Source organism: Pseudarthrobacter sp. HLT1-7 (assembly GCF_059383435.1).
This window is the reverse complement of record NZ_JBWZCH010000011.1, coordinates 13,292-31,215: the sequence shown is the minus strand read 5'-3', so window position 1 is coordinate 31,215 and position 17,924 is coordinate 13,292. Positions and strand designations below refer to the sequence as shown.

Genomic DNA, 17,924 nt, shown 5'->3' with positions numbered 1-17,924 from the left:
CCCGGAACCCAGGACTCTCCACTACGCGACCACCGCGCCGAAGGCCAGGCCCAGCAGGTACGTGACGCCGGCAGCGCCCATGCCGATGGCAAGCTGCCGGAAGCCGCGGGACGTGGGGGAGGTGCCGGAAAGCAGGCCCACGACGCCGCCGGTGGAGAGAAGTGCCAGCCCCACCAGGACCGCGGAGACCACGAGCGCCGGAACGCCGGTCATGCCCAGCACGAACGGGATGACCGGCACGATCGCACCGGAGGCGAAGAAGCAGAAGCTCGACGCCGCCGCGCCCCAGGCGGTCCCGATAGCCTCGTGCTCGTCACGGGTCTCCGGACGTTCCGGCTGCAGCGACAGGCTGGGATCGCAGTCGCAGTCCAGCAGGCCCATCCGCTCCGCGACGCGGTGCGCGGCCGCATCCCTGGACATGCCCCGGGCCAGGTAGACGAGCAGCAGCTCATTGTGTTCGATATCCAGCGAGGGCGCCGCGGCCAGGGTGATCTGGGTGGGGCGGGTCGCGGCGAGGAGCTCACGCTGGGAGCGGACGGAGATGAACTCGCCCGCCCCCATCGACAGTGCCCCGGCCAACAGCCCGGCTACACCGCTGAGGAGCACCACGGAGCTGGCCACACCGGAGGCCGCCATGCCCATCACGAGGGAAAGGTTGCTGACCAGGCCATCGTTGGCGCCGAAAACGGCCGCGCGGAAGGTCCCGGCCAGGCGGTTGCGGCCCCTGGTGGCGAGTCCGCGGACCACTTCCTCATGGATCTGCTCGTCGGCGACCATGGCGGGAGTGGCAGACGGATCAGTGGCGTACGGCGAGCGGCTCTCGGCCCGCTGCGCGAGGGCCAGGACAAAGACCGAGCCGAAGTGGCGGGCCAGGAAGCCCAGGAACCGGCTGCGGAGCGAGGCGGGGCGGGGCCGTCCCGCGTGCCCGCCGAGCAGCTGGAGCCAGTGCGCCTCGTGGCGGCCCTCCGCCTCGGCCAGGGCGAGCAGGATGGCACGCTCTTCACCCCGGCGGTTCTGCGCCAGGTCGCGGTAGACGGAGGCTTCGGCCCGTTCGTCCGCGAGGTACTGCCGCCACCGCTTGATGTCTGCCGAGCCCGGCGCGGGGACAGCCGGCGGCACCGCGGCCTGCGTCTCCGGGCGGGGCGATTGACCGGGTTCACGGGGGCGGGGTTCCGGGTTGAATGGATCAGATGGGGCGCGCTGAGGCACGGAAGCTCCTGGGCTTGATGGGGCATGGTTCGGCCCCATTGCGTCTCCAGACTACTCCGTAATTCCGCGCATTTTCGGCTGGCAGTCCTCAGTGGAATGTTGAGGCAAGCCGTAAAAGTGCCTGCCCCGCGGAGGAACCGGCTGCCCCCTCCGCTCACGTGCCGGGACTCCCGCCGGGGCGGTCCTTGACCGGGTGGGACAGCGGTGTTCGAATGAATCCCAAGGGCGGTTTCCCCGGAATCACCGCCGCCAGCCCGAGCGCATGGAGGTAGCACCATGGACATCACTGGATCGCATCCCGCATCGCAGCCGGCTTCAAATCTGACCCAGCCGGTGAGGGATGCCGTCGAGTCCGATCCGGCCTACGACTATGCCGAGGACACCCCGATCGACGATGAGACCTGGGACGAGGAGGGGGAGGTGGACGAGTCCGTCGCTACCGGGGACGAGCGGGTTGTGCCCCTGGACGCGGACGAGTTCCGTGAACCGGAAGACGGGGACTGAGCGGCGCAGCACTCCTGCCGGCAGAGGGCGACGGCGGCGCCTCCCCGGAAGGGAAGCGCCGCCGTCGACCTTTAACCCGCTGCCCCTGAGGGTGCCGCGGTGAACACAGCCCCTTAGTGCGTCCGGACCGGAGCCTGCTCTTCTTCGACGACGACGGCGCCGCCGGCGACGCGCCGATGCCAGTTGGCCATCACGGCGGGATCCGTCGGCGTGGTCAGCAGCGAGACGGCGATGTAGACGATCGCGGACGCGGCCAGACCGAAGTAGATCGGTTCGTTGGCGTAAATACCCTCCAGCGGAACCTCGGCGTTGACCTCCAGGATGATCATGGTGCCAAGAGTGATGACTGAACCGACCGCCATGGAGGCGGCCGCTGCCACGCCGGTGCCGCGCTTCCAGATAAGGCCGCCGAGGATGGCGACGAGGAGGCCGCCGACGAGGATGTCGTAGGCGATAGTCAGCGCCGCGACCACGTCCTTGGTGATGATGGCGATGACGATCGCCACGATCCCGAGGCCCAGGACCCACATGCGGTTGGCCCTGACATCGTGCTCCGGGTTGTCCGTGTCATCGGTGTTGATGGTCTTGCCGAACCAGCTCGCGACGAAGGGCACGACGTCGGCACGGGCCACGGTGGCGGCGGCGATCAGGGCGCCGGAGGCGGTGGACATCATCGCGGCGACGGCTGCGGCGAGCACAAGACCGCCGACGCCGATCGGCAGGAGCTGCGTGGCGACCTCGGCGTAAACAACGTCCTTGCCCAGGGCCTTGACGTCGATGTCCGGCAGGGCAACGCGGGCGCCGAGGCCGATCAGGGCGCCCGCCGCACCGTAAAGGATGCAGTAGATACCGGCGGTGGCGCCGCCCCAGCGCGCAACGGTGGGGGTCTTGGCGGTGAAGACGCGCTGCCAGATGTCCTGGCCGATCAGCAGGCCCAGGGTGTAGACCACGAAGTAGGTGATGATGGTCTGGATGCCGATGCCGTCAATCTGGAAGAAGCTGGCGTCAACCCGGGCGCGGATGCCGTCCAGGCCGCCGGCTGCGTTGAGTGTGAAGGGCAGCATCAGGAAGAAGATGCCGACGGTTTTGATGACGAACTGGACCTGGTCTGCCAGGGTGATTGACCACATGCCGCCGATCGTCGAATAGACCAGCACGATCGCGCCGCCGATGGCGATGGCCAGCGCTCGGTCCCAGCCGAAGAGCACCACGAAGATGGTGGCGTAGGCGCCGGTGGAAGTGGCGCACAGCATCAGCGTGTAGGCAAGCATTACGATGCCCGAGGTCTGCGTGGCCCGGCTGCCGTAGCGCAGGCTCAACATCTGGGAGACGGTGTAGATCTTCAGCTTCTGGATGGTGCTGGCGAACAACAGGCTCAGGAGCAGGACGCCGGCGCCAATCGCGACTACCAGCCACATGCCGGAGATGCCGAACCTGTAGCCGAGGCCAACGCCGCCGACCGTGGAGGCTCCGCCCAGCACGACGGCGGCCATGGTGCCGGTGTAGAGGAACGGCCCGAGGCGGCGGCCTGCAACCAGGAAATCGCTATTGTTCTTCGTGCGGGATTTACCCCACCAGCCGAAGGCCAGCATGGCGACCAGATACACCACCACGATGGCGATGTTAACGAAATTTGCGTCCACGAGGGGCTCCTTGAAATTGTTCGGATCAGGGCCGGACCCGCCGGCGCGCACCAGCACGCATGAAGGTCCGCCGCTTTACGACGGACTGATGGGGGAACACCCGGTGGGGTGCCCAACACTTCGCAAACAGTGGTACTTGCCTCATCGATGATTGCCCAATAAGCAACGCTTGTTGCCAAACAGTATGTTGTGATCCCGGTAACAGTCAAGACGCATTCCGTGGCTTCGGCGTATCCGGCGTTCCGGCGTCCCGGTCCCGCTAGTATTGCTCCAACGAAGGAGTAGTGCTCCATCGAAGGGGCCGAGCGGCCAGCCGTGAAAGGTTCCGAAATGAAGGCTCTACCAGTTGAACCGAGCAACGTTCCCGTTGCTATCGGGTCCAGGATCCGCGCCGCGCGGCAGTCGCAGCGCCTCACGATCGAGCAGGTGGCCGATGCCACCGGGCTGACCAAGGGCTTCCTGAGCCGGGTGGAGCGGGACCTGACGTCACCCTCGGTCGCCTCCCTCGTGACGCTGTGCCAGGTGCTGTCCATCTCGATCGGCGAGCTGTTTGCGGCCCCGGAAACGCATCTCACCAAGCAGAATGAAGGACCCCGGATTTCGCTCGGTGGCGAGGGGATCGTGGAGCGGCTGCTGACCGCCCGCTCCGAGCGCCGCGTCCAAATCATCCAGGCCGTGATCGAGCCGCGCGGCCGCGGTGAATCCGAGCTCTACGCAGTGGACTGCGACGTCGACGTGCTGCATGTGGTCAAGGGCAGCATCCGGCTGATCCTCACCAACGAGGAGTTCGAGCTCCATTCGGGGGACACCGTGACCTTCCCCGGCCGGGAGCCGCACACCTGGGTCAACCCCACGGACGACGCCGTCGAGGTCCTCTGGGTGCTGGTCCCCGCCGCCAGCCGGTAGCTCCAGCGCCTCCAGTTGCGCTCCTTCCCGGTTGCTCCCTGCCAGGCCGCCTGCCGGACCTGGCGGGCCCCGGAAATCCGCGTGTTGGAAAGGGTGGGCTCCGGAGTAACTGGGCAGGAGCGTCAGGCTTCAGGGGTTGTGGGCTGTGAACGCCGGGACAGTACGGCCCGGATTTCGGCCAGGACGCGCTCCGGTTCGAACCAGACGTGCTCCGGCATTTACCGGAGCACGGCGAAGCCTCTCAGGGTGGAGGCGTTGTTTCGGCCTAGGTCCCGGCGCACGGCCTTACGGCTGGAATGGAACGCGACGCCATCCACCTCTACGATCAGGAATCCCTCGATCAGGAAGTCGACCCGGCCGATCCCGGGCAGGTAGACCTGCGCGTCGTAGCCAATTCCGTTGGCGCGGAACAAGTGCTGGGCGTCGACCTCCACGATGGACTCGGCCCGCACATCCAGCTGATGCAGCGCTTTAGGGACTTGGCCGGACCGGTCGGCCGTGAGCCGGGACTTCAACAATTCCAGGGGCACGCCGTGCAGGCGCATCGCCGAAGTAGCGATGGCCGTTGATGCCGGTGGCGCGAGGCAGGTCATGGCATGCAGCACCACGTCCTCGACCGCGGCCAGGGGCAGCGCCGGATGGCCCTCGAACCGGACCGTACGGTGCCGGATGAAGCCGTGTCCGTGGCCGTGGTTGCAGGCCAAGTGGTGCTGGTCCGGCGGCTCCCGGAGCCAGAGTCCATAGTGTCCGGCTGCGCTTGCACAGCTGACCCGGGCGTTGTGGCGGATCGCAGTCTCGAGCTCTGGACGGCATTCCGGAAGGACATACACGCCGCGTCGGGGCTGGCGGGCAACTCCACCCAGCTGGGCCAGGTAATTGAGGGGCTCCATGTACCCAGTGCACGGGGTGGCGCACGGCATCGAAACGCGGTTATTGGGCTATCTGGATAACCCGCGACCGGGGCAGGCCTGCGCTCCTGCCCACTTACTCGACGCCGCAGCGCCTGCAGTCAGCCCCCGGGCCCGGATTCTCGGGGGCGCGCCGGGAGCGCCGGCCGGATCGGTGGGAGTAACTGGGCAGGAGCGTCGGGCCGGCCCCGCAGGAGCGTCGCGCCCGCCCCGGCCAGGGTGATTTTGTAAACATTTGATGCACGAGAGGCAACTTCGCGTGTATGATGGCTGTCACACCCGTCGGTCAATCCTCGAAGGAGGGGCTTTCCTTTGGAAGAGCTGCGCATCGAGGCCAATGGCAACCTTGGCCCCATCGATTCATCCCGCATTCCGCGCTACGCGGGTGCCGCCACTTACGCCCGGCTGCCCCGGCTGGACCAGGTCGCCAAGGCGGACGTCACTGTTGTTGGCGTGCCGTTCGATTCCGGTGTTTCCTACCGGCCCGGCGCCCGATTCGGAGCCAACCACGTCCGCGAGGCCAGCCGGCTGCTGCGCCCGTACAACCCGGCGTGGGACGTCAGTCCTTTCGAGAACATCCAGGTGGCCGACGCCGGGGACATGGCGGTCAACCCCTTCAGCATCAATGACGCCATCGAGACCATCCAGCAGAACGCCCTGGATCTGACGGCCGCCGGCAGCAAGCTCCTGACCCTTGGCGGCGACCACACCATCGCCCTGCCGCTGCTCCGCGCCGCCGCCGAGCGCGCCGGCGAGCCCGTCGCCATGCTCCATTTTGACGCCCATCTGGACACCTGGGACACCTACTTCGGCGCCGAGTACACCCACGGCACCCCGTTCCGCCGCGCCGTCGAAGAAGGCATCCTTGACACCGAGGCCATCAGTCACATCGGCACCCGCGGCCCGCTCTACGGCAAGAAGGACCTCGACGACGACCACCGCTTCGGCTTCGGCATCGTCACCTCCGCCGACGTCTACTACCAGGGCGTGTTGGAAACCGTCGCCAAGATCCGCGACCGGATCGGCAGCCGTCCGCTCTATATCTCGGTGGATATCGACGTCCTGGATCCCGCCCACGCACCCGGCACCGGAACCCCGGAAGCGGGCGGCATCACCAGCCGCGAGCTGCTGGAAATCATCCGCGGCTTCCGCGGCATGAACCTCATCGGGGCCGACGTCGTCGAGGTCGCCCCCGCGTACGACCACGCCGACATCACCGGCGTCGCCGCCAGTCATGTCGCGTACGAACTCATCACCCTGATGGCAGACCGTGCCGTCGAGGGCAACAGGGAGGGCGCGGCCACCGGCTACGCCGCGCAGGCCCTCGGTCAGGAATCCCGCCGTCCGGCCGGCTTCGCCCCGGCGGCCCGGCGCATCGAGAACGCGGTCTCCCAGTGAGCGGCGTGCGCAACGGCGGAGACCTGGTCGTCGAGACCCTCGAAGCACTTGGCGCCAAGACCGTCTTCGGCATCCCGGGCCAACACGCGCTGGGGCTCTTTGACGCGATGGGCCGCGGTAACCTGCACTTCGTCTCCTCCCGGGTGGAGAACAACTCGGCCTTCGCCGCGGACGGCTACTCCCGCGCCACCGGGGAGGTCGGCGTCCTCTTCCTCTCCACAGGACCCGGCGCGCTGACTTCCCTGGCCGGGCTGCAGGAGGCCTACGCCACGGGTGTCCCGATGGTGGTGGTCGCGAGCCAGATCCCGCTGGACGGACTCGGCGCCCGCCGCAAGGGCATGCTGCACCAGCTCGATGACCAGAAGGCCTCGGCCGCCAACGTCACCAAGAGCCAGCGGCTGATCCAGCACGCCTCCGGCATTCCCTCCGCCATCCAGGACGCCTGGACCGAGGCGATCTCCTCGCCGCAGGGCCCCGTCTGGCTGGAAATCCCGCAGAACGTCCTGCTGGATCCCATCATGGTGCCCCCGGTGGAGGATGCCCTGGCCGAAGCGGCCGACAACCCGCCCCGCGTGGAACTCGTGCGCGAGGCCGTGAAATGGCTCGCGGCGGCAGAGCGTCCAGCCATCATCGCCGGCGGCGGCACCCGCCGCGGCCGGGCCGAGACGTCGCTGCTCTCCATCGCGGAAAAACTCCGCGCCCCGGTCATCTGCACCCCCGGCGGCAACGGGGCGTTCCCCTGGAACCACGAGCTCTCGCTGCAGTCCTGGATCGAGGACCAGCACATGACGGAGCTGCTCGAGGATGCCGATGTGCTGATCGTGATCGGCTCGTCCCTCGGCGAAGTCACCTCCAACTACTTCACCTTCGAACCGCGCGGCCGGATCATCCAGATCGACGCCGAACCCCGCGTGCTCGAATCCAACCGCCCCGGACTGGGCATCCGTGCCGACGCCGGCCAGGCCCTCGCCGCCCTTGACGCCGCGCTGACTGAACCGCACGGTGAACGCGCCGACTGGCATGGCACATCCCCCGAAACCCTGGTCAAGGATTCACTCACCAAGGTCAGGGCCCGGCTGGAATCACAGGACCTCGGCAAGGAACTGAAATTCATGGCGGACATCCGCGAGGCCGTCCCCGCCCAGATGCAGACCTTCTGGGATATGACGATTTCCGCCTACTGGGCCTGGAGCTGCTGGGACGCCCGCGAGGGCCAGTTCCACTCCGCGCAGGGCGCCGGCGGCCTTGGCTTCGGCTTCCCCGCGGCGATCGGCGGCGCCGTCGGCCTGGAAACCACCGGCAGCACGGGCAACGCCGGTAACACAGGCAACCCGGGCAATTCGGCCCGGGTGCTTGCCGTCTCCGGCGACGGCTCAGCGATGTACTCCATCTCCGAGCTCGCCACGGCCAAGCAGCACAACGTCCCGGTCACCTGGCTGATCGTGGACGACGGCGGCTACGGCATCCTGCGCGAATACATGGTGGGCGCCTTCGGTAAAGCCACGGCCACCGAACTCGCCCGTCCTGACTTCGTGAAGCTGGCGGAGGCCTTCGGCGTTCCGGCCGTCCGGGTGGCTCCGGAGGACATCGGGGCGGCACTCAAGGCGGGCTTCGCCGCGGACGGGCCGAACGTCGTCGTCGTCGAAACCCTGCTGAAGATGTTCGCACCGACCCACTTGGAGGCCTGACACCTCCCGCACAGCGACCAAGCGCGGACCGGCAGCCCAGCTGCCGGTCCGCGCTGCGTTTAAGCCGACGCCCTCTTAACTCTGACTAGCTCTGACAGGAGGGTTAGTTTCCCAAAGTAACCATATTGACGTATATTGTTGCCTAGGGCAAGCAAAGGGGACTTGATGGCAGTTGGACACGGCGCCGCAGCCAAACTTGTCTATCAGATCTTCGATCTCCAGCGCGCGGTTCGTTGCGTCGCGGCGGTCAATCTCCGGGGACAGGACACCGGTGTTGCGCTGCAGGGCGTCCTGCGCTTCGTGGGGGAGGGCGAGTCGCGGGCCACGCACCTGGCCGAGCGGCTCGGCGTCAGTGCCCCGGTCCTGAGCCGGCACATCGCCGAACTCGAAGAGCAGGGTTATGTGGTCCGCCGGCCCGATCCGCTGGACGGACGCGCGCAGCTGGTGGCGCTGTCGCCGTCCGGAACCGAGAAGCTCCGCTCCATCGAGGATCAGCGCGCCGCCACCCTGCAGGACTTCCTGCAGGACTGGAGCGAACAGGACGTCGAGGAGACAGTGCGCACCCTGAAGAAACTTGCTGAGTCCCTGCGGACTTCAGCCCGGGCAACGACGGCCGGATCCACGAATACGCCCGACATTGTCTAAGGAGCGCCCCATGGCAGAAATCGCAGAAATGCCCCCCGCACCATCGGCGGCGATGACCCACCGTCAGATCATGGAGGCCCTGACCGGTCTGCTGGCGGCCTTCTTCACGGCGATCATCAGCAGCACCATTGTGGCCAACGCGCTGCCAACCATCATGTCCGAGCTCAAGGGCACCCAGACGGACTTCGCCTGGGTCATCACGGCGGCGCTGCTGGCCAACGCAGCCACCACACCGATCTGGGGCAAGCTCGCCGACCTCTTTAATAAGAAGGTCCTCGTCCAGCTCAGCATCGTGATCTTTGTGGCCGGCTCCGTGATGGCGGGCCTGTCTGAGACGATCCCGCTGCTGCTGACGGCCCGCGTTATCCAGGGCATCGCCATGGGCGGCCTCACGGCGCTGTCCATGGCGATCATCGGCTCGATCATCCCGCCCCGGGACCGCGGCAAGTACTCCGGCTACATGGGTGCAGTCATGGCCGTCGGCACTGCGGGCGGGCCGTTGCTCGGCGGATTCATAGTCGACAGCCCGCTGGGCTGGCGCTGGACCTTCTTCGTCTGCGTCCCGCTCGCCGTCGTTGCCCTCATCCTGCTGCAGCTCACGCTGAAACTGCCGCACGTCAGGCGCCCGGCCACGATCGACTGGCTCGGCTCCATCCTGCTCACCTCCGGCGTCAGCCTGCTGCTGATCTGGGTCTCCTTCGCCGGCAGTCCGGACTACTACGACTGGTGGTCCTGGCAGACGGCCGCGATGGTGGGCGGCGGTGTGGTGCTCCTGGCCATGCTGGTGTTAGTCGAATCACGCGTGCCGCAGCCCATCATCCCGCTGAAGCTCATCTCCGAGCGCACCACGGCCCTGGCTATCCTCGCCTCGGTCGCCGTCGGCGTTGCAATGTTCGGTTCCTCCACATTCCTGGGCCAGTACTTCCAGGTCGCCCGCGGCGCATCACCCACCGAGGCCGGATTGCTGACCCTGCCGATGATCGCCGGCAACCTGATCGGTTCCGTCGTGTCCGGGCTGTTGATCAGCCGCACCGGTAAGTGGAAGCGCTACCTGATCGCCGGCGCCATCCTGCTGGTCGGCGGGCTGGGCCTCGCCGGCACCATCGATCACACCACCGAGCTCTGGCTCGCGGGCCTCTACACCGCGATCCTCGGCCTTGGCCTGGGGCTGCTCATGCAGAACCTCGTCCTGGTGGTTCAAAACACGGTCCGGGCCGGCGACATCGGCACCGCCAGCGCCTCCGTGGCATTCTTCCGCTCTGTCGGCGGCGCCATCGGCGTCTCGGTGCTGGGCGCAATCCTGGGCAACCGGGTTAAGGACCTTGCCGCCGAGGGGCTCGCCGCGGCCGGGATCCCCGTGCCAGGCGGAACCGCCGGCGCCAGCCTGGACCTCAAGGACATGCCGGCCCCGGTCCGCGAGATCATGCGGGCAGCCTACGGTGACGCAACGGCCCAGATCTTCATGATCTCGGCCATCATCGGCGTCGTGGCTCTGGTAGCGGTCCTCTTCATCACGGAACAGCCGTTGCGGCGCACCGTGGATATCCAGCCGGCCAAAGCTGAGAAGAACGACGACGGCGGCCCGGCCACCGCGTCCGGCGGGCCTGCCGCCGGCGCCGAGTCTCCCGCCGGCCCGGCGGCAGCTACCGGAATCGTGGATCTCGACCGGGAGTATATTGAGGTGCTCGGCCGGCAGCGCGAAGACCGGTTCCGCTCCCGGTAGCTGCGACCCTTCCCCCAGCGAACCTACCCCGTTGGGATGATATTTGGTGTCCCATGTTCCCCGTGCGCGGGGGATTTCGTAGAGTAGGAAAATGACGGCTGTCAGCCCCCACTGCTACTACTGGGAGCATCTCGTTGATGTTGCCTCACTGTTTTCTTCTCCAGCCTCATTTATTCAGAATTCCTAAGGACTCGTGGGCATGCTTGTCACCCTCATACGGCGCTATTCCAAGCCGTATCTGCCGTATATTGCGGCAGTCATCGTCTTCCAGTTGGCCTCCACCATCGCGGCCCTCTACCTCCCCAGCCTCAACGCGCAGATCATCGACGAGGGCGTCTCCCGCGGCGACACGGACTACATCTGGCGCACCGGCGTCCTCATGCTGGGCGTCTCCCTGATCCAGGTCGCCACCGCAATCGCCGGTGTCTATTACGGTTCCAAGGCCGCGATGGCTTTCGGCCGGGACCTGCGCCGGGGTGTGTTCCGGAAAGTCACCAGCTTCTCCGCCCGGGACGTCAACGTCTTTGGCGCACCGACGCTCATCACGCGCGGCACCAACGATGTCCAGCAGGTCCAGATGCTGATGCTTATGGGGCTGAACTTCATGGTGGCTACCCCCATCATGTGCATTGGCGGCATCTTCATGGCCCTCCGCGAGGATCTGAACCTGTCCTGGCTGGTCTGGGTTTCGGTGCCGGTGCTTGTGGTCGTCGTGGGCTATCTCGTGGTCCGGCTGATGCCGCTCTTCCGCTCCATGCAGAAGAAGATCGACCGGCTCAACGGGATCCTCCGCGAGCAGATCATCGGCATCCGCGTAGTCCGTGCCTTCGTGCGCGAGCCGCACGAGGCGGAACGATTCGGCGCCGCGAACATGGAACTCACCGACGTCTCGCTAAAGATCGGCGCCCTGTTCGTGCTGATGTTCCCCGCCATCGGCATGATCCTGCACGTCTCCACCGCCGCCGTGCTGTGGTTCGGCGGCCAGCGGGTGGACGCGGGGGAGATGCAGGTCGGCGCCCTGACGGCGTTCCTTCAGTACCTGTTGCAGATCCTGATGGCGGTGATGATGGGCACGTTCATGGTCATGATGATCCCGCGCGCCTCGGTCTGCGCGGACCGCATCGGTGAGGTGCTCGACGTCGAACCCTCCATCCATGAGCCCACCACCCCGGTGACCCCGGCGCAAAAGGCCGGCCGGGTGGAGTTCCGGAATGTGTCCTTTGCCTATCCGGGTGCCGAAGCGCCGGTGCTGAGCAACATCAGTTTCACGGCCGAGCCGGGTCAGACGGTGGCGATCATCGGATCCACCGGCGCCGGCAAGACCAGTCTGCTGGCCCTGCTGCCGCGGCTCTACGACGCCGCCTCGGGTGAGGTGCTGCTCGACGGCGTACCGGTCACCAACCTGGACCGGGCCGAGATCACGCAGCGGGTTGCCATGGTCCCGCAGCGGCCCTACCTGTTCTCCGGCACCATCGGGCACAACCTGCGCTTCGGCAAGCCCGAGGCTACGGACGAGGAACTATGGGAGGCCCTGACCGTCGCCCAGGCCGCGGACTTTGTGCGCGAGAAGAACAATGCGCTCGGCGCGCGGATCGCCCAGGGCGGCACCAACGTTTCCGGCGGCCAGCGCCAGCGGCTGTGTATCGCCCGGGCGCTGGTCACCGAGCCCAAGGTCTACCTCTTCGACGACTCGTTCTCGGCCCTCGACGTCGCCACCGACGCCAGGCTCCGCCGCGCGCTCAAGGCCAAAACCGCCGACGCCACGGTGATCATCGTAGGCCAGCGCGTCTCGACCATCGCCGACGCGGACCAGATCCTGGTGCTCGAGAACGGCCGGATCGTGGACCGTGGCACCCACGAGGAACTCCTGGCGAGTTCCAGCACATACCAGGAAATTGTTGAATCCCAGCTGACCTCGGAGGCAGCGGCGTGAGCACCAACGAAAAAACCACACCCCGAACCCCGGACGCGGCTCCCGACGACGATTTCTTCGAGGAGGAATACACCCCCGGCGAGGCCGACGGCGGCATGTTCGGCGACCTGCCGGCCAAGAAAGCCCAGCACTTCTGGCCCTCCGCCAAGCGGCTCATGGCTCTGTTGAAGCCTGAGCGGGCCGGCATCATCGCCGTGCTGGCAATGGTGACAGTCGCCGTCGTCCTGAACGTCATCGCGCCCAGGATCCTCGGCCAGGCAATGGACGTGATCTTCGCGGGGGTGGTGGGCAAGCCGCTGCCTGCCGCGGCCAGCAAGGACCAGATCGTCGAAGGACTGCGCGCCCAGGGCGAGAACAACTTCGCGGACATGCTCGCCAAAATGGACCTCATCCCCGGGGCGGGCGTTGATTTCCAGCGGCTTGGGTTCCTGATCAGCGTGGTGCTGGTGATGTACTTCTTCGCCAACATCTTCCTCTGGCTGCAGGGCTATGTGCTGAACGTGCTGGTCATGCGGGTGGTCCGCAAGCTGCGCGATGACACCGAGAAGAAGCTGAACAAGCTCCCGCTGAACTACTTTGACACCCGCCAGCGCGGCGACATCCTGTCCCGCGTCACCAATGATGTGGACAACATCCAGCAGGCACTGCAGCAGGCCTTCGCCCAGCTGGTGAACTCCGCGCTGACGGTGATCGGCATCGTCATCATGATGTTCATCGTCTCCTGGCAACTGGCCCTGATCGCCCTGGTGGCGCTGCCGCTTTCGGCGGTGGCCGCCGGCATCATCGGCGTCCGCAGCCAGAAGCTTTTCGCGTCGCAGTGGAAGAACACCGGGGAGCTCAACGGCCAGATCGAGGAGTCCTTCTCCGGGCATGACCTGGTCCGCGTGTTCGGCCGCGACGCCGATATGATGGCGAGCTTCGACGAACGGAACGAGGCGCTCTACCGGGCCAGCTTCGGCGCTCAGTTCGTCTCCGGCATGATCATGCCGGTCCTGCAGTTCGTCTCCTACCTCAGCTACGTGGGGATCGCCGTCGTCGGCGGGCTGCGCGTCGCCTCCGGCAGCATGAGCTTGGGCGACGCCACCGCGTTCATCCAGTACTCGCGGGAATTCACCCAGCCGCTGGGCCAGATGGCGGGCATGGCGAACATGCTGCAGTCCGGCGTCGCCTCCGCGGAGCGGGTGTTCGAGTTCCTCGACGCCGAGGAACAGGACGCCGAGACCGCCACCGAGCACCTGCCGCCCAAGACCGACGGGCACGTCGATTTCCGGCACGTCACCTTCAGCTACACCCCGGACAAGCCGCTGATCGAGGACCTGTCCTTCACCGCCGAGCCCGGGCATACCGTGGCGATCGTGGGCCCCACCGGTGCGGGCAAGACCACCCTTGTGAACCTCGTGATGCGTTTCTACGAACTCAGCGGCGGCAGCATCACGCTCGACGGCGTGGACGTCACCCAGCTGAGCCGTGCCGAGCTGCGTGCCAAGATCGGCATGGTCCTTCAGGACGCCTGGCTGTTCGGCGGCACCATCTACGACAACATCCGGTATGGCAAGCTGGACGCCACCGAGGAGCAGGTGATGGAGGCGGCGAAGGCCACCTTCGTGGACCGCTTCGTCCGGGCGCTCCCGGACGGCTACAACACGATCATCGACGAGGAAGGCAACAACGTCAGCGCCGGCGAGAAGCAGCTGATCACCATCGCCCGGGCCTTCGTGGCGAACCCCTCGCTGCTCATCCTGGACGAGGCAACCAGCTCGGTAGACACCCGCACCGAGGTGCTGGTCCAGAAGGCCATGGCGGCGCTCCGCACCGAGCGCACCAGCTTCGTGATCGCGCACCGGCTCTCCACCATCCGCGACGCCGACACCATCCTGGTGATGGAAGCGGGCCGCATCGTGGAGCAAGGCCGGCACGCCGAACTGCTGGAGCTGAAGGGTGCGTACTACCGCCTGTACATGTCCCAGTTCGCAGGTGAAGGCGCCGGTGACGTCCTCGAAGACGATGCGACGGCGGTGCACAGCTGAGCGACGCCGGCCGGGCCGCTTCAGACGCACGGCGCATCGAGGTGCAGGTCCCGATGCGCTGGGGCGACATGGACGCCTACGGCCACATCAACAACGTGCAGATTGTCCGGATTCTCGAGGAAGCACGCATCGCCGCGTTCGGCCCGCCCCTCGGCTCCGGGCTGACCGGAATCGAGCCACCGGTGCCGCTCTTTAATAAGGTCCCGGACGGCGTCCTGGCCCTCGTGGTGGAGCATAGGATCCGCTACGTCAAAACGCTTGAGTACCGCAATGTCCCGGCGGTGGTGGTGCTGTGGATCGGCGCGGTTAAGGGCGCCAGCTTCGACATTCATTACCTGGTGCAGGACCCCGTGACCCGGGAGGATTGCGTCCGGGCCACGAGCCACCTGGCGTTTGTGGCGGCGGACACCGGGCGGGTGCTGCGGCTGACCCCGGAGCAGAAGGAGACGCTCTCGCCGTTCATGGCAGTCCCCCCGGCCCGCCCGGACCCGGTCCCGGACGCGGCTGCAGTCCCCGTCGCGGAGCCGCCCCACCCGGCCCCATAGCCTCTACCCCGGTGTGCTGGCCGGCCCTAGAATGAACCACCCGGACCACCCGGACCACGCTGCCCGCCAAGCTAGGAGCAAGGAGCACAGATCATGGTGAAGAAGAGCAGGAAGAACGCGAAGAAGAAGAGCTGGAAGGAGCTCTCGCCGATGGCGAAGTTCGGCACCGTCACGGCGGCGGTTGTCCAGCTTTCGCTGCTGGTCGCGGCCCAACGGGATATTTCGCGCCGCCCGGCCGAGCAGATCCGGGGCAGCAAGGCGATGTGGCGGATGGCCACCCTGGTCAACTTCATCGGCCCGGGCAGCTACTTCACCTTCGGAGTCATCAGGCGACCGGCCGGCACGTAGCCGCTGTCGCCCCGGCATGTAGCCGCCGTTGACCTGGCACGTAGCAGCCGGAGAGCGGCGCACGGGCCGCCGTCGTGGATTCAGTCCCGCATCGGGGCGGTATCTACTTGGGAGTAACTCTTGGGCTCCTCGATGATGCGGGCGTCCAGCTTAAGCCTGTAAATTGAAAGAATGACCCCCACCAAAAAGCCTGCCATGCACCGCGCCCTCGGCATCTCCAAGGAGATCGAAGACGCTGCGTGGTTTGTCCTGGGGCCGGGGCTGCACGGTAAGCCGTCGGCGCTGGACGGCCGCACCAAAACGTGGTCGGTGCAGGCCGCCGCCGAGCTGCTCGACCGCCTGGGGCGTGGGGTCCCGGATCCCAAGGCGCCCATGATGACCAACCTCCGGCAGAATCTGGAGGGTGCCTCCCGGGGGGCCAAGCAGTTGGCCGTCGAGCTGTTGTTCCTCCAGTCACTGCCGCTGGCGCACGAGGTCAAATCGCTCAAGGTCAAGCGCGCGCGGGTGGCCGAGGCGGCATCCTGGCTGGAGCCGCCGCTGGAGCTTCCCGGCGAGCTGTACGCCGGCATGACGGACCACGGAGTGATCCGGGACCGCACCGCGGAGTTCAACTGGACCATCTGGGACCACCTGAAATGGCTCTGCCGCTTGGTGCAGCACGTAGCCCGGCAGCCGGGCGGCACCGTCGCGGCTGCGGTCAAGGATCCGCTGGCGTTCCACCAGCTGGTTGCCGGAACTCCCGATGACCAGCCGGCGATCCGCCGGAGCATCGAATTCCTGGCCTGGCCGAGCTACTTCGAACCGGTCGTGGCCGACGTCGAACGCCAGGAGATCCGGGACGCCTTTGCCTCACTTGTGGGTGGAGCCAAGGGGGACAGCGACGAGGAAATTTCGGCGGACATCCACCGGATCCGGCTGCACCTCGACGAGCAGGCCGGACAGCGCATCGACTGGTACTCGCGGCAGCTCGTGAGCCAGTGGCGGAAGGTGGGTGACCCCGGGCGCCGGGCCTGGCTGCTGCGCACCCACCACGACAACGCGGGGCTGCTCAAGGCCTGGCATGCCGACGAGGCGGTAACGCTCGACGTCGAACACCTCCGCCTGCTGGACGCCGGTGTCACCGCCGGGCTGGTCCAGCACGCCGTCGACGAGGACTACAAGCACCTCGGCTACGTGGAGCGCGAGGACACCAAGACCGCCGTCTTCGCCTTCCTGACCGTGATGAAGCCCGGCGACCTGGCCCTATACCAGAGTTCCGGATCCGTCCGGGTGGGTGTGGTCCTCGGCGAGCCCGGGCACCACGGGGACAACCGGCGGCTGCGCCGCAAGGTCCGCTGGTTCGACGAAACCCATGACATGGCCGAGCTGCCCCGGCACGTGCAGCGGCAGCTCGCCACCTCCGGCATCATGGTGGACGTCACCCGCGTCATCCAGGCGCTGGAGGCTCTCCTGCCGGCCGAGGCGGAAGCGGAGAGCGGCGACGGCGCCGCGCCGGACGCCGTCGTCGAACCGGTCTGCGAAGGATTCCGCCCGCTGACGCCGGAGTTCGCGGCGTCCCTGCACATGGATCTGGAGCCGCTGCAGGAAATCGCCGAGCTCCTCGCGGAGAACCGGCAACTGGTGCTCTACGGACCGCCCGGGACGGGCAAAACCTACCTCGCCAAGCACCTGGCCGCCCAATTGGCCGGCGACACCACAGACGAACGCGTGAAGCTGGTGCAGTTCCATCCCTCGTACGCCTACGAGGACTTCTTCGAGGGCTTCCGTCCGGACAAGACGGAGGAAGGGCAGGTGTCCTTCAAGCTCGTTGCCGGGCCGCTGCGCCGGATCGCCGAGGAGGCCGCGAAGCCCGGCAACGGGAGCAAGCCGTACTTCCTGATCATCGATGAGATGAACCGGGCCAACCTCGCGAAGGTCTTCGGCGAGCTGTACTTCCTGCTCGAGTACCGCGATGACCGGATCTACCTGCAGTACAGCCCCAACGAGCCGTTTACGCTGCCGGACAACCTGTACATCATCGGCACCATGAACACCGCGGACCGCTCCATCGCGATGATGGATGCGGCCATCCGCCGCCGCTTCTCCTTCATCGAACTGCACCCGAAGACCGAGCCGGTGAAGGGCTCACTGTTGCGGTTCCTGCAGGCCAGGGACCTGGATACGACGCCTGCCTTCCTGATGGACGCGCTTAACGAGGCGATTGACGAGTGGGACCGGGACCTGATGATTGGACCGTCGTACTTCATGAAACCGTCCGCCCAGACGCCGAAGGGGCTGCGCCGGATCTGGAAGTACGAGCTGATGCCGCTGCTCGAGGAGCACTACCACGGCCAGCTCAACCGGGCCCAGCTGGAGGAGCGGTTCGGGCTGGACCAACTGCTCGCCCGCCTTGCGCGCGCCTAGCCCGGCGGCCGCCTCACCCGTCCGGGCGGCCGCCTCACCGGTCC

At 66.9% G+C, this 17,924-nt stretch carries 13 protein-coding genes and 1 pseudogene; 11 read left to right on the top strand and 3 right to left on the bottom strand.

Translation table 11 applies throughout. The features are described 5' to 3' along the window. Positions 1-21 precede the first annotated feature (21 nt). Positions 22-1,209 (bottom strand): VIT1/CCC1 transporter family protein, encoded by a 1,188-nt coding sequence (locus AC50X6_RS11805; protein WP_494966395.1) that lies wholly within the window; start codon positions 1,207-1,209, stop codon positions 22-24. A 276-nt stretch (positions 1,210-1,485) separates the two neighbouring features. Between AC50X6_RS11805 and AC50X6_RS11800 the strand changes: the two genes are divergently transcribed. Further along, positions 1,486-1,713: a hypothetical protein gene (locus AC50X6_RS11800; RefSeq protein ID WP_494966394.1), complete on the top strand. Its 228-nt coding sequence runs from the start codon at positions 1,486-1,488 to the stop codon at positions 1,711-1,713. A gap of 113 nt (positions 1,714-1,826) precedes the next feature. Here the strand turns inward: AC50X6_RS11800 and AC50X6_RS11795 are convergent, their stop codons facing one another. Continuing rightward, the gene (locus AC50X6_RS11795; RefSeq protein WP_494966393.1) at positions 1,827-3,356 is read right to left on the bottom strand and encodes a sodium:solute symporter family protein; all 1,530 of its coding nucleotides are present in this window, start codon (positions 3,354-3,356) and stop codon (positions 1,827-1,829) included. Between the two features lie 330 nt (positions 3,357-3,686). On the opposite strand from AC50X6_RS11795, the gene AC50X6_RS11790 reads away from it, so the two are divergent. Further along, complete coding sequence (locus AC50X6_RS11790; protein ID WP_326968096.1) at positions 3,687-4,262, top strand: helix-turn-helix domain-containing protein; 576 nt, start codon at positions 3,687-3,689, stop codon at positions 4,260-4,262. Positions 4,263-4,480: 218 nt separating this feature from the next. Here the strand turns inward: AC50X6_RS11790 and AC50X6_RS11785 are convergent, their stop codons facing one another. Then, positions 4,481-5,152, bottom strand: coding sequence for a putative endonuclease domain-containing protein (locus AC50X6_RS11785; RefSeq protein ID WP_494966392.1), 672 nt, complete (start codon positions 5,150-5,152; stop codon positions 4,481-4,483). Positions 5,153-5,482: 330 nt separating this feature from the next. Here AC50X6_RS11785 and speB point away from each other — a divergent pair, with 330 nt between their 5' ends. From speB to AC50X6_RS11740, 9 genes and pseudogenes are all read left to right on the top strand, one after another. Beyond that, on the top strand, positions 5,483-6,568 hold the full coding sequence (gene speB / locus AC50X6_RS11780; protein WP_494966391.1) for an agmatinase: 1,086 nt from the start codon (positions 5,483-5,485) through the stop codon (positions 6,566-6,568). Beyond that, the gene (locus AC50X6_RS11775) at positions 6,565-8,256 is read left to right on the top strand and encodes a thiamine pyrophosphate-binding protein (RefSeq protein WP_494966390.1); all 1,692 of its coding nucleotides are present in this window, start codon (positions 6,565-6,567) and stop codon (positions 8,254-8,256) included. Before speB ends, AC50X6_RS11775 begins: the two co-directional genes overlap by 4 nt. 165 nt (positions 8,257-8,421) lie before the next feature. Then, positions 8,422-8,901, top strand: a complete 480-nt coding sequence (locus AC50X6_RS11770) for a MarR family winged helix-turn-helix transcriptional regulator (protein ID WP_494966389.1) — start codon at positions 8,422-8,424, stop codon at positions 8,899-8,901. 10 nt (positions 8,902-8,911) lie between these two features. After that, the gene (locus tag AC50X6_RS11765; RefSeq protein ID WP_494966388.1) at positions 8,912-10,624 is read left to right on the top strand and encodes an MFS transporter; all 1,713 of its coding nucleotides are present in this window, start codon (positions 8,912-8,914) and stop codon (positions 10,622-10,624) included. A gap of 199 nt (positions 10,625-10,823) precedes the next feature. Then, positions 10,824-12,557 (top strand): ABC transporter ATP-binding protein, encoded by a 1,734-nt coding sequence (locus tag AC50X6_RS11760; protein ID WP_494966387.1) that lies wholly within the window; start codon positions 10,824-10,826, stop codon positions 12,555-12,557. A gap of 95 nt (positions 12,558-12,652) precedes the next feature. After that, positions 12,653-14,584, top strand: a complete 1,932-nt coding sequence (locus AC50X6_RS11755) for an ABC transporter ATP-binding protein (protein ID WP_494966480.1) — start codon at positions 12,653-12,655, stop codon at positions 14,582-14,584. Between the two features lie 53 nt (positions 14,585-14,637). Then, positions 14,638-15,051 (top strand): annotated as a pseudogene (locus AC50X6_RS11750) (acyl-CoA thioesterase); the annotation flags it as partial. Between the two features lie 171 nt (positions 15,052-15,222). Continuing rightward, positions 15,223-15,477 carry a hypothetical protein gene (locus AC50X6_RS11745; protein WP_494966386.1) on the top strand — a complete coding sequence of 85 codons (255 nt, stop codon included), beginning with the start codon at positions 15,223-15,225 and terminating at the stop codon, positions 15,475-15,477. A gap of 171 nt (positions 15,478-15,648) precedes the next feature. Next, positions 15,649-17,880 (top strand): McrB family protein, encoded by a 2,232-nt coding sequence (locus tag AC50X6_RS11740; RefSeq protein ID WP_494966385.1) that lies wholly within the window; start codon positions 15,649-15,651, stop codon positions 17,878-17,880. Positions 17,881-17,924: the final 44 nt, after the last annotated feature.